A 20,557-nucleotide genomic window follows, 5' to 3' on the forward strand; every position below is an offset into this window, starting at 1 on the left:
ATCCCAACGATCGCACCAAACAAGGAAATGGCCATGACTCTTCAAGGCAAGCGAATCACCGTCCACGACATGACGCTGCGTGACGGCATGCACCCCAAGCGCCACCAGATGACCCTGGAACAGATGCGGTCCATCGCGACCGGGCTGGACGCGGCGGGCGTGCCACTGATCGAAGTAACCCACGGCGACGGCCTTGGCGGCTCGTCGGTCAACTATGGCTTCCCCGCGTACACCGATGCCGAGTACCTCGGTGCCGTGATCCCGCTGCTGAAGCAGGCCAAAGTCTCGGCGCTGCTGCTGCCGGGCATCGGCACCGTCGACCACCTGCAACAGGCGCACGAGCTGGGCGTCCATACCATCCGCGTGGCGACCCACTGTACCGAGGCGGACGTATCGGAGCAGCACATCACGCTGGCGCGCAAGCTCGGCATGGATACCGTGGGCTTCCTGATGATGAGCCACATGAACAGTCCGGAAGGACTGGTCGCGCAGGCGAAGCTGATGGAAGGCTATGGTGCCAACTGCCTCTACATTACCGACTCGGCCGGCTACATGCTGCCCGATGACGTGAAGGTGCGTGTCAGCGCCGTACGCGCGGCGCTGCGGCCCGAGACCGAACTGGGCTTCCACGGCCACCATAACTTGGCGATGGGTATTGCCAATTCCCTCGCGGCCGTCGAAGCCGGTGCCAATCGCATCGACGGCGCGGCGGCCGGGCTGGGCGCCGGCGCGGGCAATACGCCGCTTGAGGTCTTCGTCGCGGTCTGCGACCGGATGGGCATCGAGACTGGCGTCGATCTGTGGAAGATCCAGGACGTCGCCGAGGACCTGGTCGTGCCGATGATGGATTTCCCGATCCGCGTCGATCGCGATGCGCTGACGCTGGGCTACGCCGGCGTCTACGGCTCGTTCCTGCTATTCGCCAAGCGCGCCGGCGAGAAATACGGCGTGCCGGCACGCGACATCCTGGTCGAACTCGGCCGGCGCGGCATGGTGGGCGGCCAGGAAGACATGATTGAAGATACCGCGCTAACGCTCGCCAGGCAGCGCCATGCGGCCACGGCACAGAAGGAAACAGCATGAACCTGTCGACCGATACCATCGCGGCGCTGGCCGCGCACCTCGACGATTGCGTGCGCGAGGCGCGCGATACGCCCAAGATCACAGACGACCATCCTGGCATGGACTGGGAGGACGCCTACGCGGTCCAGGACGCGATCCGCGACCGCCTGCTGGAGCGCGGCGCCCGCATAGTCGGCTACAAGGCGGGGCTGACGTCGCACGCCAAGATGCGGCAGATGAGCGTGGATACGCCGGTGTTCGGCTTCCTGGTGGACTCCTATGGCTTGCCTGACGGCGGCGAGTGCCGCACCGCAGAACTGATCCACCCCAAGGTCGAGCCCGAGATCGCCTTTGTGACCAAGACCGAACTGAAAGGGCCCGGCTGCCATATCGGCGCCGTGCTCGCCGCCGCCGAATTCATCGTGGCCGGCATCGAGGTCATCGACAGCCGCTACCGGGACTTCAAGTTCGACCTGAAGAGCGTGGTGGCCGACAACACCTCGGCGGCACGCTTCGTCGTCGGCGGCCAGCCGCTGGCGGTGGAGGGCGTCGACCTGCGCACGCTCGGCATCGTGCTCGAGAAGAACGGCCGGGCGGCGGCGTTCGGGGCCGGTGCGGCGGTGCTGGGGCACCCGGCCGCCGCGGTCGCGGCGCTGGCCAACCACCTTGGTGCGCGCGGTGAATCCATCCCGGCCGGCAGCCTGATCTTGTCGGGCGGCATCACCGAGGCCGTGGCCGTCGAGCCCGGCGACAACGTGACGCTGCGCGTGCAAGGCATGGGATCGGTCAGCCTGCGCTTTATCTGACGAGGAGGCCATCATGCCGATCGCACATCTGTACATCCTTGAGGGCCGCGACGATGACAAGAAAGAGCGGCTGATCGCCGAGGTCACCGAAGCCATCCATCGCACGCTTGACGCACCCGTCGAATCGGTGCGCGTGATCATCACCGAGATGCCGAAGGCGCATTTCGGCATCGGCGGGCAGAGCGCAAAGCAGCGCGGGCGCTGAAGCTCAGCCTGAGTTAAGCTGACAAGGGGTAGTTCCAATGCAATCCAATCCGGAAATCGGCCGTCGCATCGCGGCCAACGGTATCGAGACTAACTATCATGACCTGGGCGAGGGCCAGCCCGTGCTGCTGATTCACGGCTCGGGCCCGGGCGTCACCGCGTATGCCAACTGGAGGCTGACCATGCCGGCGCTGGCAAAGCACTTCCGCGTGATCGCGCCGGACATGGCGGGCTTCGGCGAGACCGAGCGCCCGGCCGGCTATCGCTATTCGATGGACAACTGGGTAGCGCATGCGCTCGGGTTGCTCGATGCGCTCGATATTGGGCGCGCCCACGTGGTGGGCAACTCGTTCGGCGGCGCACTGGCGCTGGCGCTGGCCATCCGGGCCCCCGAGCGCGTCGGCCGGCTGGTGTTGATGGGCAGCGCCGGCACGAAATTCCCGCTGACGGCAGGACTCGACGCGGCCTGGGGCTACACCCCGTCTATCGGGAACATGCGCACGCTGCTCGACATCTTCGCGTCCGACCGCACGCTGGTGAATGACGACCTGGCGAAGCTGCGCTATGAAGCCAGCATCCGGCCCGGCTATCAGGAAGCGTTTTCCAGCATGTTCCCCGCGCCGCGCCAGCGCTGGGTCGATGCGCTGGCGAGCGACGAGGCCCGCATCCGCGCGCTGCCGCACGACACGCTGATCGTCCATGGCCGGGATGACCGGGTGATCCCGCTCGCCAGCTCGCTGAAGCTGCTGGAACTGATCCCGAAGTCGCAGTTGCACGTGTTCGGAAAGTGCGGCCACTGGACGCAGATCGAGCACGCCGAGCGGTTCAACCAACTGATGATCAGGCATTTCAGCGAGTAGCCGGCCGGCTGATATCCGGGTAGACACACCGGAGGCGATCTGGGCGAAGCCGGTGCTGCTGTTCGGAGGTGGCGCCGACGGGCGACAGAAGAGCGTCCGGCACACAACAATGGTGGAGACATGAAAATCACACTGTGGAAACTCGCCGGCGCCCTCGCGCTGGCTGCGGCTGTAGCGCCGCACACGACGGCGCAGGCCAGCGACGCGCGCCCCAATATCCTGCTGATCGTCGCCGACGACCTCGGGTATTCGGATATCGGCGCCTTCGGTGGCGAGATTGCCACGCCCAACCTGGACCGCCTGGCCGCCCGGGGCCTGAAGATGACGAGCCTGTACGCCTCGCCGTTCTGCTCGCCGACCCGCGCCATGCTGATGTCGGGCACCGATAACCATCTGGTCGGCTTCGGCGGCATGGCCGAGCTGATGACACCGCAGCAGCGCAGCCAGCCCGGCTACGAAGGATTCCTGAACGAACGGGCGCTGGCTTTTCCGCAATTGCTGAAGGACGCCGGCTACCGCACCTACATGACCGGCAAATGGCATCTCGGCGTCAAGGAGGAGCACAGCCCACCGGCACGTGGCTTCGACCGCAGCTATGCCATGGTCAATGGCGGCGCCAGCCACTTTGACCAGACCGGAATCATCACCTTCGACGAGAACAAGACGCCGGAAGCCACGTACCGCGAAGACGGCAAGCCGGTGAAGATTCCAGCCAATTTCTACTCCAGCACCTTCTTTGCCTCGAGGCTAGTCGAGTACATTGACGCGGACCGGGACAGCAAGCAGCCCTTCTTCGGCTACCTGGCCTTTACCGCGCCGCACTGGCCCTTGCAGGCGCCGGACGACCTGATCCGCAAGTACGAGGGCAAGTACGACGTCGGCTATGACGTGATCCGCGCCCGGCGGCTGGAACGGATGAAGGCGCTGGGCATCGTGCCCGCAGACATGCAGGCCTACCAGGGCAATAGCGCGTGGCCAAAGTGGAATGCCTTGAGCGAAGAGCAGCGGCGCCAGGAATCCCGGCGCATGGCAGTCTACGCCGCCATGGTCGAAGCGATGGATGCGGAGATCGGCCGGGTGCTGGCCTACCTGGAACAGCACAAGCAACTCGACAACACCGTGGTGATCTTCCTGTCCGACAACGGTGCCGACGGCAATACCGTGCTGGACGAAGGCGCCACCCGCGCTTGGGCCGAGAAGCACCGCGACAACAGCCTGAAGAACGTGGGCCGGCCAGGCTCGTTCGCCGAGTATGGCCCCGGCTGGGCGCAGGTGGGCTCGACGCCGTTCAACCTGTACAAGGCCTTTATGTACGAGGGCGGCATCAGCGTGCCCGGCATCGTGGTCATGCCTGCGGGCGTGCGTCGAGGGCAGACTTCAAGCGTACCTGCCCACGTGACCGACATCGCGCCGACCCTGCTGGCGCTGGCGGGCGTGCAGGCCCCCACGCAGACCTATCGCGGACGACCGATCGCGCCGATGCGCGGTAATTCCATGCTGCCTTTCCTGACCGGGCAGCGTGCCGCCGTGCACGAAGAATTCCGTATGGGCTGGGAGCTGAACGGACGCAAGGCCATGCGCCAGGGCAACTGGAAGATCGTGCAGGCCAATGCGCCCTGGGGCAAGGACCGCTGGGAGCTGTTCGACCTGTCGAAAGACCGTGCGGAACTGAACGACCTCGCCGCTAGCCGGCCCGACAAAGTCAGGGAACTGGTGGCGGCCTATGAGGATTACCGGCGTGAGAACGGCGTGGTGGAGTTCGAAGGTCTGGACAAGCGCAAGGGCTATAGCAATGGCACTTCCTACTATCAGGACATCCGTGGCCTGGACCAGTAGCCGCGCTGGCGCGGCCGCGCTGCTGGCACTGCTGCTTGCGCGGGCGATCGCTGCCGAACCGGCGGCGGGCGTTGCCCGGCAGGCAGCAGCAGGCCCATCGCCCGCGGTGCCCGCCCCCCAATCCGCCGCCCTGTGCGAAGCCTATCGCGGCGTGCCGGACGGCTTTGGCCCCGGCCGCGCCGGCCAGCCCAACCGCTCCGGTTTGGTTCGCGTTGCCGGCGGCACCTTCCTGATGGGCTCCGACCAGGGCTATCGCGAGGAGCGGGAAGTCCACCGCGTCAGCGTGGCCGCCTTCTCCATCGATCGCCATGAGGTCACCAACGCGCAGTTCGCCGCCTTCGTGCGCGCGACCGGCCATGTGACCGTCGCGGAGCGACGCGGCGCTACCGGGCCCGCCGGTTCCGCCGTATTCGTGCCGCCCGGATCGGGCGCGCCAGCCGACGCCGCCTATCGCTGGTGGGTCTGGGTTCCGGGCGCCGACTGGCGCCACCCCTCGGGGCCAGGCAGCTCCATAGCGGGCAAAGACAATCACCCGGTCGTCCATATTGCCTATGAGGATGCCATGGCCTATGCAGACTGGTTGGGCCGTTCCCTGCCCACGGAGGCCCAGTGGGAGTATGCTGCACGGGGCGGTCTGGATGGCGCGGTCTATGCTTGGGGCAATGTGCCACGCCCTAACGGCCGAGAGATGGCCAATACCTGGCAAGGCCGCTTCCCCCATTTAAACAGCAAAGCTGACGGCCATGCCGGCACCGCGCCTGTCGGCTGCTTTCCGGCCAACGGCTATGGCCTGTATGACACCATAGGCAATGTTTGGGAATGGACCGCCGACGTCTATCGACCCGGGCACGCCCCGGAACAAGCGGTCAACCCCCTGATCGCAACTCGTGAGCCCGCCGCCGTTACTGGCGACGGCAATGCAGCTGACATGGCAAGGGTCATAAAGGGAGGTTCCTTCCTTTGCGCGCCGGACTTCTGCGTACGTTACCGGCCCGCGTCCCGGCAGCCACAAGAAGCCACCGTTTCCACCATCCATGTAGGGTTTCGCACGGTATTGAATCGCTGAGAGTGCTTCCGAAGATTGCGTCTCGCGCAGCTGTTGCCGATCGCTAATTCCGCTAGCGGTAGCCGGTATATCCGCTAGCAATCACCCCGTAACTTCTCAATAAAGCGGGGCAGCCGGCGGCACGCCGCTCAGGTGGAGAGAGCGATGCGCTGTTCGAGGAGGTGGGGAAGGAGGGGAATGTGATTGGTGTGTGAGATGCGGTCGGCCAGGTAGTCCCAGAACGAGATTCCCAGCTTTCGACAGGTCTTCTTCAAGCTTGAGAAGGTGTCACGACATTGACGACCGAGTTCGCTGCGCGTGCCCTACTGATCTTCTGCTTTTTCACGTGGTCGCGAATGTCGCGTTCACTGTCGTTGGTATGCAGTTGTTGACGGCGGTCTAAAAGCGACAGTAAATGGCGGCGCCAGGTGGCCGCGCTGCGTTTCTTTGCTCGCTGATCGGCCCGCTCACGCGCTTCCTTGACGCGGTACGACTCGCCCTCGATCGCAACGACTTCGGCACGATGCACCTGCCGGTCAACCAGCGAGACGACGCAGGCAGCGTTTGGGAATACCTCCGACCACTCGGCGTGAAGTATAAAAGTGGGTCTCCCGCACTTTGTGTGACGGCCGCGTCGAGGGCTTGATTTCGGGCCGATCTGGCCCTAGGTTAATCGTTACCATGAGCCAAGTTCTCGGTGGGATCGATCGTATTCTCGCCCGTGTGGGTAAGCGCGTCGTCTCCAGCGACGCGCGAGGGGAAACCATTACTGTCGAAGCCTGCAGTATGGTTCGTGCGGCAATTTGTCCTGCTTGCCTAACCGACGCCACGGCGGCTATGTGCGCAGGCTGGAAGAACGTCCGATGCTCGAGCAGCGGGTTGTTCTCGCCGTTGAGGTGCGTCGCTTCAAGTGTACGAACGCCAATTGCCCCCGTCGTACGTTTGCCGAGAGCATCCACGCCTTGGCCGGTCGGTATCAACGTCGTACGCGATCGCAGGCTCGGGCGCTGAACGCGCTGGGCCACGCCCTTGGTGGTGAGGCTGCCGTCCGGCTTGCTGAGGCCTTGGGCTTGCGCACCAGTGCCGATACCGTGCTGCGGGAGTTGCGCAGAGCTCCCGAGCGCAAGCGCAAACCACAGCCGCGGGTCGTCGGCATCGATGATTGGGCGATCGCGCGCGGTCACCAGTACGGAACGATTATCGTCGACCTGGAGCGACGTGAGCCGATCGAAGTGTTCGCCGGCAGGGAAGCCATTGCGGTGGCCGCGTGGATGCGTGCGCACCCATCGATCGATATTGTTGCCAGGGACCGGGCCGGGGCCTACTCCGAGGCGGTCGACATCGCGCTGCCGGCTGCCACGCAAGTTTCGGATCGATGGCATCTGCTGAGCAACCTGCGCGACAACGTCGAGAGGCTGCTGTACCGACTCGGGCCGCAATTGCGCCAAGCCGCGCAGCAAGTCGAGGTTGGTGGCGTGACCCTGGGCCGGCAGGGGGTGCTGAGCCGCAACTCACTCCGGTCATGGCAGCGTCTGAGCGATCAGCGACGCGCCACGCGGCTGGCGCTGTACGAGCAAGTGATGGCGCTACGCGCCCAGGGCGGCACGATCAGAGGAATCGCGCACGAGCTTTCAATCAGCAAACAAACCGTGCTCAAGTTCGTCACCGCGGAGGCATTCCCCGAGCGCGCACCCAAGGCGCGGGGTCCGACGCCTTTGGATCCCTATCGCAGCTATATCGAGGAACGAATCGCCCAAGGTTGTCGCTTTCCTGAACTGATCTGGCAAGAACTCAGGCAGCGAGGCTATAAGGGCAGTCGTGCCTCTGTGCAGAGTTGCCTGGTCCGCCTTCTCTTTCCGCAAGGCAAGGCACCGCTTGTCCAGGTACCCGTGCGCACGATGCCGTGCCCTTCGGCCCGGCGCGTGTTCGGATGGCTTGTCGGATGGAAGAAGCTCGCCGTCGAGGAGCCAAAGAGCGCGGACCACGAGCGCTTCGTGCAGGCGCTGTGCAATATCGAACCCATGGTGGGCGAGGTCCGCAGCCTCGCGCGGGAGTTTCTCGGGCTCATGCACCGGCGAAGTCTGCGACATTTCGATCGATGGTTGAACCGTCTATCGTGCTGCGACGCTGCGGAAATGCGTAGGTTCGCGCAAAGCCTTCGCGCCGACTTACCGGCTGTGCGGGCGCCCTTCAGGCTGCCATGGAGCAATGGCCAGACCGAGGGTTATGTCAACCGGCTCAAGTTTCTCAAGCGCCAGATGTATGGCCGCGCGACCATCGAGCTTCTGCGGCTGCGGGTATTGAAGCCAAACTGAACACCGGCCTGCCTTGTCTCGCTGGACAGGCGAGTCCGATCGCCATCGCAGGCGGGTGAGTTCGTGCGGCCGGCACGAGGCTGGCGGGCCCGCGTACGTTTGTCAACAAGCAGAAGAATGGTGGTAGTGGGGCGGGGGAGACGATGACAAGGTCGTCCACGCGAGTCCGCCGTCGTCACACAAATTGCGGAAGGAACAGATCCTCGAGGTCGGCGAACTGGTCCGGGGCCTCGCAGGTTACTACACTTCACGGCAGCCTGCCGGTCGAGGTCCATGAAACTGAGGCGGATCTGCTCGAGCGTTTTTGCGGTTGGGATCGTTAGCAAACGTCTGAACGCTTGACGGGCGCGGCTAGGGAAGAGTCTCTGCCTAGTTGCCGATTGAACACGGTGACCGGCGCCGCATGCAATCAGCGGCTGTCCTGGCCGAAACCGATCGTCCGGCACGCCCGGCGTAAATCATTCCCATGAGGTCGGGGTACCGCTCGTGCCGAGCGATGCCGAGGTCCGTGGCCAGCCGAAGCGGGATTGGGCCCGTCTCGCCACTCGCATGAAGCGGATCCGTCCGGACGTGCTGGTGAGTAAAGAACGCCGCCAGAGTCGGCGACGCAATACGGTGCTTTCGGTGCCGCAGGTCATGATGGTGCCCGAGATACTGCGCACCTCCGATTATGTTTGCACGCTGCCTCGTATGCTAATTGCGCCTTTGCGGCAATCGTCGACATTTTTGAGCTACCGATTCCGATCGAGCACTACAAGCTTACGACGCGATGGCATCCTCGCAACCATGAAGACCCGGCCGTGAGATGGCTGCGAACGCAGGTCTTGGGGCTCCTTTCTCAGGAAGGCTGATCTGCACCGTGATCGTCCCCCACTTCTCGTGGCTCAGGAAGAACGCTCCAATCGCAGACGAGAAATAGGGCGTCCATTTTTAGGGCTGCACCTATGCGACTTGGCGGTGTGCATTTCGCAGACGGCGTCTGCGAAATGGTCGATGGGCCAAGCCTGGCATCCCGGCCGATCTGCAACGTATGCGCCTTGGCCTGCGTCGTCCTGCAATGTCCGATCAGAGGGGTCCGCCAGCGTGACAACGCCATACCTGTCAAAGGCAGCGGGTATCGCCTTGCCGGCGCGAAGCTTCCAGCGCCGGAGACGAGTCATTTCGATTCAGTGGTGACGCTGCTCAGATCGCAGATGGATGTCGTGCCAGCGGCGTGACCTGGATGGTCATGTAGGGGAACAGGGGCAGTGATGACAGCAGTTCATGCAACTCGTCATGGCTTTCTACATCGAAGATGCTGATATTGGCGTAGCGCCCCGCCACGCGCCAGAGGTGTGGCCATTTTCCGGCCTGCTGGATCTCGGTTGCCCGCGCCTTTTCAGCCGCCTTGATGGCTTCGGCACGGTCTGCGGGGACTGAGTCGGGAATCTTCACGTCCATCTGTACGCAGTAAAGCATGGTGTCTCCTTGTCTGTTCCAGGTAAGTGGGACCGGAGCCGGACCGCCTCCGGTCCGGCTTCAGCCTATGCGCCAAATCGGGTAAGAAGGCGCTTAGCCAGCGCTACTCTCGCCGACGACAGATGCGGTGCGAAATGGCTTGAGCCGGCCGATAAACGTCTTGCCGTGTTCGAACCAGGCCTTGCGGATGTCGGAAGCCATGTAGCGGTCGTAGTCAGCCTCGTTCTCGAACCAGCATTCGCCGATGGCGTCTACATGCCCGATGTCGAAGAAAGGCACATGGGTGTCGGTCGGCTGCCCGGCGACGAGGCGCACCTCGTACCGATGCAGGCCAGGCACATCGTGCGACATCTCGTAGTGGCGCAGGCATTCGGCGCGGAATGCTTCGTCGGTCATGCCTTCTGGCTTGACCAGCAGGTACAGCATGCGAATCATGTGAATCCCCCTTGTTGTTGAATTAACCGTGGTCAATGGCCCTGTGGGCCTGGAGATCGTCCGACGCCCTTCAGGAAGGCGCCCGCGCCGGGTTGGCGAGCGATACCGTGTCGCTGTCGTCCTCGGTGCCGATGTTCTCGATGGCAATACCTCGGGTCTCGGGCAGCAGCAGCATGCCGAAGACCGCGAACGCATAGGCCGCGAGGCAGAATGCGCCCATGGCATTGGCCAGGCCGATATGGGTGGACAGCACGCCCACGCCGACGACGGAGCCCGCGCCGACTGACTTGCCAACGTTGTAGGCGAAGCCCATGCAGGTCGTGCGCACGTTGGTGGGAAACAGTTCGCTAAGGAATGGTCCCAGCGCGGCGAACATGCCGATGGCCGAGAAGCCCACCAGGAACCCCAGGATGGCGGTGAGCGTCGGGCTCAGCGGCAGCAGCATATAGCTGACGGTGACGATCCAGGCACAGATCGACAGCATGATCAGCGTGGGGCGGCGCCCGATGCGATCGCACAGGTCCGCCGCCACCGCAAAGCCGCAGAACGAGCCGAAGGCCATGATGAAGACGGTGACGATCCGCGAGGTGGCGGCGACCTCACGCTGGCTCAGCAGGGACGGCAGCCAGACCAGGATGGCGTAGCAGCCGGCCTGCAGCCCGATCACCAGCACGCTCGAAAGGATTAGCGAGCGCGCGTACCTGCGATTGAACACCGAAGCCAGCGACGCGCGCGGCGCGCTGCTCTGCCGGGCACGCTCGAACATGGGAGCGTCCTTGATATGGCGACGGATAAACAGCACGATTGAGGCCGGGATGATGCCGATCCAGAACGCCACCCGCCATGCCATGTCCTGCGGCAACCAGGCCAGCAGCAGCGTTGCGACCACCGCCGCCAACGCCCAGCCGAGAGCAAAGCCGGATTGCACATAGCCCATGGCCTTGCCGCGGTGCTTCGGGTCGATGACTTCGGCCATCAGCGCGGCGCCGACGGCCCATTCTCCGCCGAAGCCAAGGCCCTGCAGCGTGCGTGCCACCAGCAACTGTTGATACGTCTGGGCGAAGCCGGCCAGCACGCCGAAGAACGTGAACCAGACGATGGCAAAGACCAGGATGCGGGCACGGCCATAGCGATCGCTGAGGATGCCGGCGCCCCAGCCACCGATCGCTGTGACGATCAGCGCCACGGTGCCGAGCACGCCGACCTCCGCCTTGTTCAGCCCCCAAGCGAGCGTCAGCGCGGGTAGCAGAAAGCTGAACATCTGCATGTCGAACGAATCCAGGGCCCAGCCGGAATAGCAGGCCCAGAATGTCTTCTTTTGCTGGGGTGTCCCAGTCTTGTACCAAGTCATCATGTTTGTCTCCTCTCTGTGTCGATCTGTCTGGATGGGCGGCCGGCGTTGCACCCTGTGTTTAAACAGGCACCGGCGCCGGTGCCCGGTGTCATGCGTATTCGGGCCGTAGCAGGGTGGTGAAGTCGAGTTCCACGTCGGTCACCGACTGCAGCGCCTGTGGCGACATGTCGCCGACGGTTTCGATGACCGACACGCCGCGCGGGCCGATGGCGAAGGTGCCGAGTTCGGTGTAGACGCGGCTGATGCAGCGCAAGCCGGTCAAGGGATAGCTGCACTGGCGGCGCAGCTTGCTGGCCCCGTCCCTGGTGAGATGGTCCATCATGACGAACACCCGCCGGGCCCCGATGGCCAGATCCATCGCGCCGCCCACAGCCGGGATGGCATCGGGCGCGCCGGTGTGCCAGTTGGCCAGGTCGCCCTGCTCCGATACCTGGAACGCGCCAAGCACGCAGATGTCAAGATGGCCGCCGCGCATCATGCCGAAGGCGTCGGCGTGGTGAAAGAATGCCGCGCCTTGCTCCAGGCGGATGGCTTCCTTGCCGGCGTTGATCAGGTCCCAGTCCTCCTGTCCCGGCTCCGCGGCCGACCACTGCCCGAGCACACCGTTTTCGCTGTGCAGGATGACTTCGCGGTGCCGGGGTAGGTGGTTGGCCACCAGCGTGGGCAATCCGATGCCGAGGTTGACATACGATCCGTCGGGGATGTCGCGCGCCACGCGCGCGGCCAGCATGTTTCTTGCCAATTGATCCATCGTTCTCACCCTGCCTGCATGACTTCAGCTTGTGCGACTGCGCCGTCGCGCAGGACTACGCGGCTAACGAAAATCCCGGGCGTCACGACGTCCTCGGGGTCTAGCTCGCCTAGTTCGCATACGCGAGCTACGGCCGCGATCGTCTCGCTTGCCGCCATTGCCATGACGGGCGCGAAGTTGCGCGCGGTTTTGTTATAGATAAGGTTGCCCCAGCGGTCGGCGGCCGCGGCGTTGATCAGCGCGACATCGACAGGGAGGGGGTACTCGAGTACGTAGCCGCGACCGTCGATCTGGCGGGTCTCCTTGCCCTCAGCCAGCAGCGTGCCGTAACCGGTGGGAGTGTAGAAGGCGCCGATGCCGCTTCCGGCGGCGCGCAGGCGCTCGGCTAGCGTGCCTTGCGGCACAACTTCCAGCTCGATCTGGCCGGCGCGGTACAGTTCCTCAAATACGTAGGCATCGCGCTGGCGCGGGAAGGAACACACCAGCTTGCGTACCCGGCGGGCCTTGAGTAGCGCCGCCAGCCCGGTGTCACCGTTGCCGGCGTTGTTGCTGACCACCGTGAGGTCCTTGGCGCCCTGCTCGATCAGAGCGTCGATCAGTTCGTCGGGCATGCCGGCGCCGCCGAATCCGCCAATCGCGATGGTGGCGCCATCGGGGACATCGTCCATGGCTTCGCGCGCCGTTCTGTAAAGCTTATCGATCATGTCTCGCGTCCTTGTTGTCTGCGAGAGTAGGTTGCCATGCAGTCGGTGGCCTCACAATTTCGGGTTCTGCAAGCTCCCTTAGCGCTGGGTTAAGGCGTGGTGAGGCCGGGCAACAGCACGCTTGCTTGCGGCGGGAGGAACGCTATGCTCGTCAATCTCTATATCTGCGAAGGCGGGCGACAACGAACCCGCGCGAGCCGGTCTCGGCGCTGACATCGAGCGGGTACGGGGCAGGTGCAAGCAGGCAAGGGAGCTAGCTAGCGCTGCCGCCCGGTGCGTAGCGGCCGATCAGCCGGTTGGCGAACTCGCGGGCGAAGCTCGACAGGCCTTCCAGGTCTCGCGCGCAAACCTGGAAGGTGCGGATGGCCCAGTCATCGCGCAGGTTGCAGGCGCCGATCGGCTGCTCGCCCTTGAGGCGCGCGAACGCGGCCTTTGGCATGATGGCGATGCCAGCCCCGGCGGCGACCATACGGCAGATGGCGTCGTAACTGGCCACATGCACGCGGATGGTCATGGGCTTGTGCAGCGCGCCGGCAGCACGCGTCATGAACATCTGGAAGGCACTGCCTTCGAGCAGCGCGACGAAGGCGTATTCCAGCGACTGCTCGAACCAGACCTCGCGCTGCGCAAGCAGCGGATGGCCGAGTGGTGCAACCAGAATCAGCGCGCTTTTGACGAAGGGCACCGCCTGCAGGCCCGCGGTGGGCACATTGCCGGAGATGATGCCCAGATCGGTGGCACCTTCGCGCACCAGGCGGACGATGTCGTCGCTCAGGCGCTCACGTACGTCGATGCGCACGTCCGGGTGGCTGGCGAGATAGTCGCCGATCACCGGTGGCAGGTACTCCGTGATGGCCGTGGTGTTGGCCACCAGCTTGAGCTGCCCCGAAAGGCCCGCAGTGAACGGCTGGAGGTTGCCTGTGAGCCGCTCCAGTTCGGCGAGCACCACGCGGGCGTGCTGGAGATAAACCTCGCCGGCCGCCGTCAACGCTACCCCCTGGGGCGAGCGCTCCAGTAAGCGCACACCCAGCGTGTCTTCGAGATTCTTGATGCGGTTGCTGACTGCCGGCACGGAGAGGAAGGAACGCTCCGCACCACGGGTCAGGCTGCGCGTCTCCGCTACATTGACGAAGAGGCGGAAATCGGTGATGTCGAAGGGAACGGCCATGCCACAGTTCTCACGCACAAACTGACTGTGCCACGCTCATACCCGCGAGGGCGGGTAGGCGCGCGGCGGGAAAGCGGCCGTGCCGTGGCTACCATTGGTCACCAGGTGGCGGGCTCGAAGCGAAAGCCTTCGCCCTGGCGGCGCACGTAGCCACAGTAGGGCTCGCCGAAATGCACCGGCAAGACCAGTGCCTCGCGGTCAGCGGCCTGGTTGAGGAAGGCCAGGCGCGTACTGCGCGCCAAGTCGGGGCGGATGCAATAGCCGGAATTCATGTCAGGGCGCACGATTTGCAGCGGACTGTGCAGGATGTCGCCGCAGAAAATCGCTTCCTCACCCCGCGAGCGGACGCGGAACACCACCTGGCCAGGGCTGTGGCCCGAGGCGGGCTCGACCTGCAGGCAGCCGGCGATCTCCTGCCCGGGCATTATCATTTCTGCCAGGCCTTCCGTGACCACCGGCATGACACTGTCAAAAAAGGACTCGCCGAACACATCCACCACGTCCGGCTCCTTGTTGCGACCCTCGTCGCAGAAGACAAAGTCATCCTTGGGGATGTAGTAGCGCGCATTGGGGAAGGTTGGTACCCAGCGGTTGTCGTGCCAGGTAGTGTTCCAGCCGACATGGTCCGCATGCAAGTGCGTCATCACCACATGCGTGACCTTCTCCGGTGGTGCGCCGGCGGCGATCATCCACTCGCGCACCAGCGTGTTGAGCATATTCATACGCGCAATGCCGGCGCGCGGCTTGAAGTTGCCCACGCCGGTATCCACCACGATGATGTTGTCGCCGGCGTGCACTACCCAGAACTGGATCGTCACGATCAGCTTGTTCATGTGTGGTATCCAATGGTGCGGTGCCATCAGGTCAGCGTTGGCATCGAGCACGGCGCGGTCGATGTCCGGGAAGAGGAAGGCGGGATCATGCGTGGGTCCCGCGTATTCGAGGATGCGGGTGACCTTCAGGTCGCCGAGGGTGCGCGATTGCATCATGTGCCGTGTCTCCTTTTCTGGTGTTGCGATGGCCCGCCTTGGGACCTGTCTTTGCGGTATGGCCAAGGCCCGAATTGGCCGGCGTCAAGCATCGGTGATCTTCATCCCGCCGCCAATTTTGCATTCCAAAAGAGGGGTTTCAGGCAGATTCATGCGTGCGGTGCATTTCACACTCGCATGCGTGTCAGAGTATGAGTCACAAGTCTTGGGGTGTCCAAGACTGAAAATGTTGGATTCGATATCTACAAGGTATCGCAGCGCCTTGGCGAATCAACAATACGCATTGAAACCTCCTGGGTTCTCGCATTGCTGCGGGAAGATTCGCAAAGGGAAGTTCGCGGTCCTGCGGGTGACCAGCGCCAAGCGCATGCGCTCCAAGCTGGTGGCGGTCAAAGAGCAACTGCGCAGGCGCATGCACCAGACCATCGCGGAGCAAGAGAGGTATCTGAGCGCGATGGTGATCCGGCATGTGCGGTAGTTCGGGGTGTCGCGCAACGGACAGCGCCGCTAGACCGTTTCCGTATTTGCATTGCCCGACCGTGGTACCGCACTTTGCGTCGCCGGAGTCAGAAGTGCGGCCTAACGTGGCAGCAGATGACCCGTCTCATTGCGCATTGGGTGCCTCCCACTTACATTTGAGCGCGTGGCCGAGCATAGCGTGGACCGAGAGCCCGATGACGGAGTACATCCCGGAGCTGGCGACTAGCGAGTTGCTCGCGCTTGAAGCCAAGCAATCAGGTACTGAACCAGCGTATGCGAGCTTCAACAAATGCGCTGGTCGCCGAACAATGTCCATTTGGTCGACCAGGCACGATGTGCGGTCAGTCGGCGCGAATACCACGCTCACGGATCAGCACGCCCCACTTCTGGCTTTCTTTCGCCAGGTGGTCGCGCAGGGCGGAGGGCGTGCTGCCGATCGGCTCGGCACCGATCAAGGCCAGACGCTTCTGCACCTCCGGTTTCTTCAGTGCCTCGAGCATGGCTCGGTTCAGCGACTCGATCACTGGCTGCGGGGTCTTAGCCGGCACGAAGGCGGCGAACCAGGGCGATAGCTCATAGCCCGGAAGTCCGGCTTCGGCCACCGTCGGCACGTTCAACAGCGCACTGGAGCGTTTGGCAGTGGTCACTGCGATGGCGCGTAGCTTACCGGCGTCAATTTGCGGCTTGGCCGACGTGATGCTGTCGAACATATAGTCCACCTGCCCGCCCAGCATGTCGGACATGGCAGGGCCGCTGCCCTTGTAAGGGATGTGCAGCATGTCGATGCCGGCCATCGAGTTGAAGAGCGCAGCCGCGAGGTGGATAGAAGTACCGTTGCCAGCCGAAGCGTACGTGTACTTGCCGGGCGAAGCCTTGGCGTGGGCGATCACCTCCTTGACGCTGCCTTCTTGCCTTCGGTTCTTGTTGAGGACCAATACATTGGACACCACGGCCAGCAGCGAAACGGGCGCAAAGTCCTTGACAGGATCATACGTCAGTTGGCCGTATAGCGCGGAGTTAACGGACATGCCGTTGCCTACGATAATCATTGTGTAGCCGTCGGCGGGCGAGCGCGCGACCATTTCGGCGCCGATATTGCCGCCGGCGCCAGGCCGATTCTCCACGACGACCGGTTGACCGAGCGTGCGCGACATGTCGTCTCCCAGCGTGCGGGCGATATTGTCAATGGCACCGCCCGCAGGAAACGGCACTACCCAGCGGATGGCGCGGTCGGGATAGGCGGCATGCGCGGCCGCAGTTGCGAATGCCAGTGCAAACGAAAGGCCTGTGGCGAGTGCCACGGTGCCTGCGCGGCAGGTGCTACCCCGCCGCTGGAACAATGTCTTCATAGTCTCCTCTCAGGGTTCAGGTTCAAATACAGGGACTAAATCAATGGCGCGGCACTCATCGAATCGACGACGGGTTCTTTGCTAGCGGCGTGGATCGTCATGTACGGGACGAGCGGCAGGCCCAACTGCAGCGTGTGCAGGGCGTCGTTCGATTCCACGTTGAGGATGCTGTAGTTGGCGTATTGGCCGACGACGCAATAGAGCTGCTGCCACTTGTTTTCTTGCCTTCTTGCGGCAGCTGCTGGGCGTAGGCGTTTTCGGGCGCCTTGAGGTCGTCCGGCGGCCCGACGGACAAATCGTGCGGCAGGTTCACATCCATACGGACCGGATAGAGCATGGCAATCCTCTTTCAGAAACTGTGCGGGATCAGACTCGACGGTAGTGCGCCAGTTTGGCTTCATCAATCGTGAGGCCTAGGCCCGGGCCTTCGGGCAAGTGCAGGCGAAAATCGCGGTACTCGGGGCGCTTCACGACGATATCGTCCTTCACCAGCAACGGGCCCAACAGCTCGGTGCCCCAGGCCAGTTGCGGCAGGGTGCAGAAGCCATGCGCGGCGGCGATCGTGCCCACGGTGCCCTCCAGCATGGTGCCGCCATAGAGCGCGATGCCGGCGGCGTCGCCCACGGCGGCGGTGCGCAGCATGCCGAAGATGCCGCCAGACTTGGCGATCTTCAGCGCGAATACGTCGGCGGCACCGAGGCGAGCCAGATCCATGGCATCTTCCGGCCCACAGACGGCTTCGTCTGCCATGATCGGCACAATGAAGCGCGCGGCCAGCCGGGCCAGCGCCGTCCGCTGCTCGCGCGGCGTGGGCTGCTCGATCAGGTCGATGCCAGCGGCTTCCAGCGCGGCGATGCCGGTGGCGGCGTCGGCCTCGTTCCAGGCCTGGTTGACGTCGACGGTGACGCAGGCGCGATCGCCCAGCGCGCGCTTGATCCCGGAGACATGCGCCACGTCGTCACGCACGCTGCGGCGGCCGATCTTCAGCTTGAAGGTGTTGTGCCGGCGCTCGGCCAGCAGGCGCTCGGCTTCCTCGATGTCGCGCGCGGTGTCGCCGGAGGCCAGCGTCCACAGCACCGGCAGGGTGTCGCGCACCTTGCCGCCCAGCAGCGTGGCCAGCGGCACGCCGAGGCGCTGGCCTTGTGCGTCTAGTAGCGCAGTCTCCAGCGCCGACTTGGCAAAGCGGTTGCCGCGCGCCACCTTATTCAGCCGTGTCATAGCGGCGTGGACGTTCGTGGCGTCCTGCCCGGCCAGCGCGGGGGCGAGGTAGGTGTCGATGGTCAGCTTGATGCCTTCCGGACTCTCATCGCCGTAAGACAGCCCACCGATGGTGGTGGCCTCGCCGATGCCCTCGATGCCGTCGCAGCAGCGCAGCCGCACGATCACCAGCGTCTGCTGCTGCATGGTGGCCATGGCGAGCTGGTGTACCCGGATGGTAGGCAAGTCGACCAGAATGGCTTCTATCGATTGAATTGTCGCCTTCATGTCTGTGCAGGGTATATAGCCCGGAATGGAGTGTTCGAATGCCACTACCGACAGTGTTCAAGGTGACGTCAGCAAGACAGATCTGACGGGAGAGCCTTTTCAGATTCGAGCCCTTTCCACCAGATCCCACGGTTCCGAGAAAGTCGGATACCGCAGTCACAGTGATTGCACTTGTGTTGCGCGATGCTCTTTTGTCTTGGGATCAGGGCAATCGTGCAATACGATCGCGCGCAGCAACGTACTCACGACTAAGTCGTCTCACGATCTCGGAGGTGGTAGGAATGTCATGGATCTGCGCCACGCCATGCCCGGCGCCCCAGATATCCTTCCAAGCTTTTGGCTTGGAGCGACCATCCGCAAAGCTCATCTTGGATTTCTCGCCTTCTCTCAGATTATCGGGATCCAACCCAATACGCTCGATGCTTTCGCGGACGTAGTTTCCGTGCACACCGGAAAATAAATTGCTATAGACGATGTCAGACGCGCTGGCCTTGATCAGCGATTGCTTGTAGTCCGGGCTCGCATTGGCTTCCTCGCTGGCGATGAAGCGCGTACCGATGTAGGCAAAGTCAGCGCCCATGGCCTGCGCCGCAAGAATTGCATCGCCGGTGGCGATAGCGCCGGACAGCGCGATGGGACCGTTGAAGCGACGACGGACCTCACCTACCAAAGCCATCGGCGACAGTGTTCCAGCATGTCCACCGGCACCGGCAGCGACAAGAATCAGCCCGTCAACACCAGCTTCCAATGCTTTCTCTGCATGGCGCAGATTGACCACATCATGGAAGATAATGCCGCCATAGGAATGGACGGCTTCGACGATTTCCCGAACCGGCGCCCGCAGTGAGGTGATGAAGATTGGCACGCGATGGCGCACGCACGTTGCTACGTCTTGTTCCAGCCGCACATTGGAAGTGTGGGCAATCTGGTTGACCGCGAGCGGCCCGACAATCGCGCCGGGATTGGCCGCCCGAAAGGTGTCGAGCTCCTCCCTCATCAGCGTCAGCCATTCATCGAGCAATTCCGGCTGACGCGCATTCAATGCGGGAAATGAACCCACGATGCCGGCCTTGCATTGGGCTAGCACCAATTCCGGATAGCTCACCGTGAACATTGGCGACGAGATCACTGGCAAGGTCAGGTTCTGCAGGATGGGAGGCAGATGGGGGGCGGTAGCCATGATGGTGGTTCCCTTGAGTTGATTAAGTTCGGCTCAATCGAGCGACACACCGGAAAGTTTCACGCGTTCGCTCTGGATTCTTCGGTCTTGTGCCAGAAAATCCTTGAAGGCCGCTGGTGTGGAGCCCACCGCGACATAGGAGAACGCATCGATATACTTTCTCCGGAAGTCTGGAGACTGGACGATGCGGCTGACGTCAGAGGAAATCTTCTCCACTAGCGCGGTCGGCGTGCCATGCGGCGCCACAAGGCCGATATTGAAGACCGCATTGATCTCCTTGATCCCTAACTCCTTGAAGGTGGGCACATCGGGCAGCGCCGCCGAGCGCGTGCCCGCCGAGACGGCGAGGGCCTTGAGCGCGCCCGACTTGACGTGCTGCTCGATCACCGAGACGCCGAGCACGGCGGCATCGATCTGCCCTGAGATCACTTCTGGGATCAGTGGCGCGGCACCCTTGTAAGGGACGTGCACCATGGTCAGATTCTCGTTATGCGTGAACATCGCCATGGGTAGGTGCGCGATGCCGCCGGCGCCAGAGGAGCCGTAGGTCATCGGCTTGCTTGCCGAAACCTTCTTCGCGAGCGCGATGAACTCGTTGAGTGAATTGGCGGGCGAGGTCTTCGGCACGAAGAACACCAACGGTAGTGCCACGAGTCGCGACACCTCGGCAAAGTCCTTGTCTGGGCTGTACGGCAGCTTCTTGTACAGGAATTGGTTCATGGTTAGCGCAGCTTCCGTGCCAGCAAACAGCGTGTAGCCGTCCGGCGCGCTCTTGGCGACGAACTCGGCGCCGATGATTTCATTGGCGCCAGGCTTGTTCAGCACCACCACCGGCTGCTTCCACGCATCGGCAAGCCGTGGCGTGAGCCCTCGCACGAAGCTGTCCACCGGCCCGCCGGCCGAGTACGGCACGACGATGGTCACCGGCTTGCTCGGGAAGCTCTGTGCCGCTGCGGTGCCGGCAACCGTTAGGGCGACCAGCATGCCGGTCAGTCTGATCAGGGATTGCATGGTGTCTCCTGGTGTTCGTCTGGGGTTGCAATGCGCCACCGCACGGGCGGTCGCGGACAGGAGCC

19 protein-coding genes and 2 pseudogenes are annotated in these 20,557 nt (G+C 63.5%); 8 read left to right on the top strand and 13 right to left on the bottom strand.

Annotation, left to right across the window (positions count from 1 at the left end):
- Positions 1–33 precede the first annotated feature (33 nt).
- From dmpG to AC3WRR_RS01730, 6 genes are all read left to right on the top strand, one after another.
- Positions 34–1,083, top strand: coding sequence for a 4-hydroxy-2-oxovalerate aldolase (dmpG, locus tag AC3WRR_RS01705; RefSeq protein ID WP_492295932.1), 1,050 nt, complete (start codon positions 34–36; stop codon positions 1,081–1,083).
- Positions 1,080–1,868 carry a 2-oxo-3-hexenedioate decarboxylase gene (dmpH, locus tag AC3WRR_RS01710; protein ID WP_492295934.1) on the top strand — a complete coding sequence of 263 codons (789 nt, stop codon included), beginning with the start codon at positions 1,080–1,082 and terminating at the stop codon, positions 1,866–1,868. Before dmpG ends, dmpH begins: the two co-directional genes overlap by 4 nt.
- A 13-nt stretch (positions 1,869–1,881) precedes the next feature.
- Complete coding sequence (gene thmT / locus AC3WRR_RS01715; RefSeq protein ID WP_042877611.1) at positions 1,882–2,073, top strand: 2-hydroxymuconate tautomerase; 192 nt, start codon at positions 1,882–1,884, stop codon at positions 2,071–2,073.
- Between the two features lie 37 nt (positions 2,074–2,110).
- Positions 2,111–2,932, top strand: coding sequence for an alpha/beta fold hydrolase (locus AC3WRR_RS01720; protein ID WP_492295936.1), 822 nt, complete (start codon positions 2,111–2,113; stop codon positions 2,930–2,932).
- Positions 2,933–3,052: 120 nt separating this feature from the next.
- A complete protein-coding gene (locus AC3WRR_RS01725; RefSeq protein WP_492295938.1) occupies positions 3,053–4,768 on the top strand; it encodes an arylsulfatase in 1,716 nt (571 codons plus the stop codon).
- Positions 4,752–5,834 carry a formylglycine-generating enzyme family protein gene (locus tag AC3WRR_RS01730; protein ID WP_492295939.1) on the top strand — a complete coding sequence of 361 codons (1,083 nt, stop codon included), beginning with the start codon at positions 4,752–4,754 and terminating at the stop codon, positions 5,832–5,834. Before AC3WRR_RS01725 ends, AC3WRR_RS01730 begins: the two co-directional genes overlap by 17 nt.
- A gap of 409 nt (positions 5,835–6,243) precedes the next feature.
- On the opposite strand, the pseudogene AC3WRR_RS01735 reads toward AC3WRR_RS01730, so the two are convergent.
- Positions 6,244–6,402 (bottom strand): annotated as a pseudogene (locus AC3WRR_RS01735) (ATP-binding protein); the annotation flags it as partial.
- A 274-nt stretch (positions 6,403–6,676) separates the two neighbouring features.
- On the opposite strand from AC3WRR_RS01735, the gene AC3WRR_RS01740 reads away from it, so the two are divergent.
- Positions 6,677–8,128 carry an ISL3 family transposase gene (locus AC3WRR_RS01740; RefSeq protein ID WP_492295940.1) on the top strand — a complete coding sequence of 484 codons (1,452 nt, stop codon included), beginning with the start codon at positions 6,677–6,679 and terminating at the stop codon, positions 8,126–8,128.
- A gap of 1,182 nt (positions 8,129–9,310) precedes the next feature.
- On the opposite strand, the gene catC is transcribed toward AC3WRR_RS01740, so the two are convergent.
- The 7 genes from catC to AC3WRR_RS01775 all read right to left on the bottom strand — a co-directional run bounded on the left by catC (position 9,311) and on the right by AC3WRR_RS01775 (position 14,987).
- Positions 9,311–9,586, bottom strand: a complete 276-nt coding sequence (gene catC, locus AC3WRR_RS01745; RefSeq protein WP_492295942.1) for a muconolactone Delta-isomerase — start codon at positions 9,584–9,586, stop codon at positions 9,311–9,313.
- A gap of 93 nt (positions 9,587–9,679) precedes the next feature.
- Entirely contained in the window at positions 9,680–10,021 is a 342-nt protein-coding gene (gene mmlI / locus AC3WRR_RS01750) for a 4-carboxymethyl-4-methylbutenolide mutase MmlI (RefSeq protein WP_492295944.1), read from the bottom strand.
- A 70-nt stretch (positions 10,022–10,091) separates the two neighbouring features.
- Positions 10,092–11,375, bottom strand: coding sequence for an MFS transporter (locus tag AC3WRR_RS01755; RefSeq protein WP_492295946.1), 1,284 nt, complete (start codon positions 11,373–11,375; stop codon positions 10,092–10,094).
- An 88-nt stretch (positions 11,376–11,463) separates the two neighbouring features.
- Positions 11,464–12,126, bottom strand: coding sequence for a 3-oxoacid CoA-transferase subunit B (locus AC3WRR_RS01760; protein WP_492295947.1), 663 nt, complete (start codon positions 12,124–12,126; stop codon positions 11,464–11,466).
- 5 nt (positions 12,127–12,131) lie between these two features.
- Positions 12,132–12,830 carry a 3-oxoacid CoA-transferase subunit A gene (locus AC3WRR_RS01765; protein WP_492295949.1) on the bottom strand — a complete coding sequence of 233 codons (699 nt, stop codon included), beginning with the start codon at positions 12,828–12,830 and terminating at the stop codon, positions 12,132–12,134.
- A 253-nt stretch (positions 12,831–13,083) separates the two neighbouring features.
- Positions 13,084–13,998, bottom strand: a complete 915-nt coding sequence (locus AC3WRR_RS01770; RefSeq protein ID WP_454750505.1) for a LysR family transcriptional regulator — start codon at positions 13,996–13,998, stop codon at positions 13,084–13,086.
- A 98-nt stretch (positions 13,999–14,096) separates the two neighbouring features.
- A complete protein-coding gene (locus AC3WRR_RS01775; protein ID WP_492295951.1) occupies positions 14,097–14,987 on the bottom strand; it encodes an MBL fold metallo-hydrolase in 891 nt (296 codons plus the stop codon).
- A gap of 262 nt (positions 14,988–15,249) precedes the next feature.
- On the opposite strand from AC3WRR_RS01775, the gene AC3WRR_RS01780 reads away from it, so the two are divergent.
- Complete coding sequence (locus AC3WRR_RS01780; RefSeq protein ID WP_492295953.1) at positions 15,250–15,465, top strand: hypothetical protein; 216 nt, start codon at positions 15,250–15,252, stop codon at positions 15,463–15,465.
- A 343-nt stretch (positions 15,466–15,808) separates the two neighbouring features.
- Here the strand turns inward: AC3WRR_RS01780 and AC3WRR_RS01785 are convergent, their stop codons facing one another.
- The 5 genes and pseudogenes from AC3WRR_RS01785 to AC3WRR_RS01805 form a co-directional block, all read right to left on the bottom strand.
- The gene (locus AC3WRR_RS01785) at positions 15,809–16,816 is read right to left on the bottom strand and encodes a tripartite tricarboxylate transporter substrate binding protein (RefSeq protein WP_492295955.1); all 1,008 of its coding nucleotides are present in this window, start codon (positions 16,814–16,816) and stop codon (positions 15,809–15,811) included.
- Between the two features lie 55 nt (positions 16,817–16,871).
- Positions 16,872–17,153, bottom strand: a pseudogene (locus AC3WRR_RS01790) (muconolactone Delta-isomerase family protein).
- 29 nt (positions 17,154–17,182) lie between these two features.
- Positions 17,183–18,301 carry a muconate/chloromuconate family cycloisomerase gene (locus tag AC3WRR_RS01795; RefSeq protein ID WP_492295957.1) on the bottom strand — a complete coding sequence of 373 codons (1,119 nt, stop codon included), beginning with the start codon at positions 18,299–18,301 and terminating at the stop codon, positions 17,183–17,185.
- A gap of 202 nt (positions 18,302–18,503) precedes the next feature.
- Positions 18,504–19,481 (bottom strand): NAD(P)H-dependent flavin oxidoreductase, encoded by a 978-nt coding sequence (locus AC3WRR_RS01800; protein ID WP_492295959.1) that lies wholly within the window; start codon positions 19,479–19,481, stop codon positions 18,504–18,506.
- A gap of 33 nt (positions 19,482–19,514) precedes the next feature.
- Positions 19,515–20,492, bottom strand: a complete 978-nt coding sequence (locus tag AC3WRR_RS01805) for a Bug family tripartite tricarboxylate transporter substrate binding protein (protein ID WP_492295961.1) — start codon at positions 20,490–20,492, stop codon at positions 19,515–19,517.
- Positions 20,493–20,557 lie beyond the last annotated feature (65 nt).

The sequence above is a fragment of the Cupriavidus sp. FW305-3-2-15-C-LB2 genome (genome assembly GCF_058787575.1).

Coding starts and splice junctions, on each gene's coding strand:
- AC3WRR_RS01760 (WP_492295947.1), bottom strand. CDS start 12,126: ATGGATCAATTGGCAAGAAACATGCTGGCCGCGCGCGTGGCGCGCGAC.
- AC3WRR_RS01795 (WP_492295957.1), bottom strand. CDS start 18,301: ATGAAGGCGACAATTCAATCGATAGAAGCCATTCTGGTCGACTTGCCT.
- thmT (WP_042877611.1), top strand. CDS start 1,882: ATGCCGATCGCACATCTGTACATCCTTGAGGGCCGCGACGATGACAAG.
- AC3WRR_RS01755 (WP_492295946.1), bottom strand. CDS start 11,375: ATGATGACTTGGTACAAGACTGGGACACCCCAGCAAAAGAAGACATTC.
- dmpG (WP_492295932.1), top strand. CDS start 34: ATGACTCTTCAAGGCAAGCGAATCACCGTCCACGACATGACGCTGCGT.
- AC3WRR_RS01720 (WP_492295936.1), top strand. CDS start 2,111: ATGCAATCCAATCCGGAAATCGGCCGTCGCATCGCGGCCAACGGTATC.
- AC3WRR_RS01805 (WP_492295961.1), bottom strand. CDS start 20,492: ATGCAATCCCTGATCAGACTGACCGGCATGCTGGTCGCCCTAACGGTT.
- AC3WRR_RS01770 (WP_454750505.1), bottom strand. CDS start 13,998: ATGGCCGTTCCCTTCGACATCACCGATTTCCGCCTCTTCGTCAATGTA.
- AC3WRR_RS01785 (WP_492295955.1), bottom strand. CDS start 16,816: ATGAAGACATTGTTCCAGCGGCGGGGTAGCACCTGCCGCGCAGGCACC.
- AC3WRR_RS01800 (WP_492295959.1), bottom strand. CDS start 19,481: ATGGCTACCGCCCCCCATCTGCCTCCCATCCTGCAGAACCTGACCTTG.
- AC3WRR_RS01740 (WP_492295940.1), top strand. CDS start 6,677: ATGCTCGAGCAGCGGGTTGTTCTCGCCGTTGAGGTGCGTCGCTTCAAG.
- AC3WRR_RS01765 (WP_492295949.1), bottom strand. CDS start 12,830: ATGATCGATAAGCTTTACAGAACGGCGCGCGAAGCCATGGACGATGTC.
- AC3WRR_RS01775 (WP_492295951.1), bottom strand. CDS start 14,987: ATGATGCAATCGCGCACCCTCGGCGACCTGAAGGTCACCCGCATCCTC.
- AC3WRR_RS01725 (WP_492295938.1), top strand. CDS start 3,053: ATGAAAATCACACTGTGGAAACTCGCCGGCGCCCTCGCGCTGGCTGCG.
- dmpH (WP_492295934.1), top strand. CDS start 1,080: ATGAACCTGTCGACCGATACCATCGCGGCGCTGGCCGCGCACCTCGAC.
- catC (WP_492295942.1), bottom strand. CDS start 9,586: ATGCTTTACTGCGTACAGATGGACGTGAAGATTCCCGACTCAGTCCCC.
- mmlI (WP_492295944.1), bottom strand. CDS start 10,021: ATGATTCGCATGCTGTACCTGCTGGTCAAGCCAGAAGGCATGACCGAC.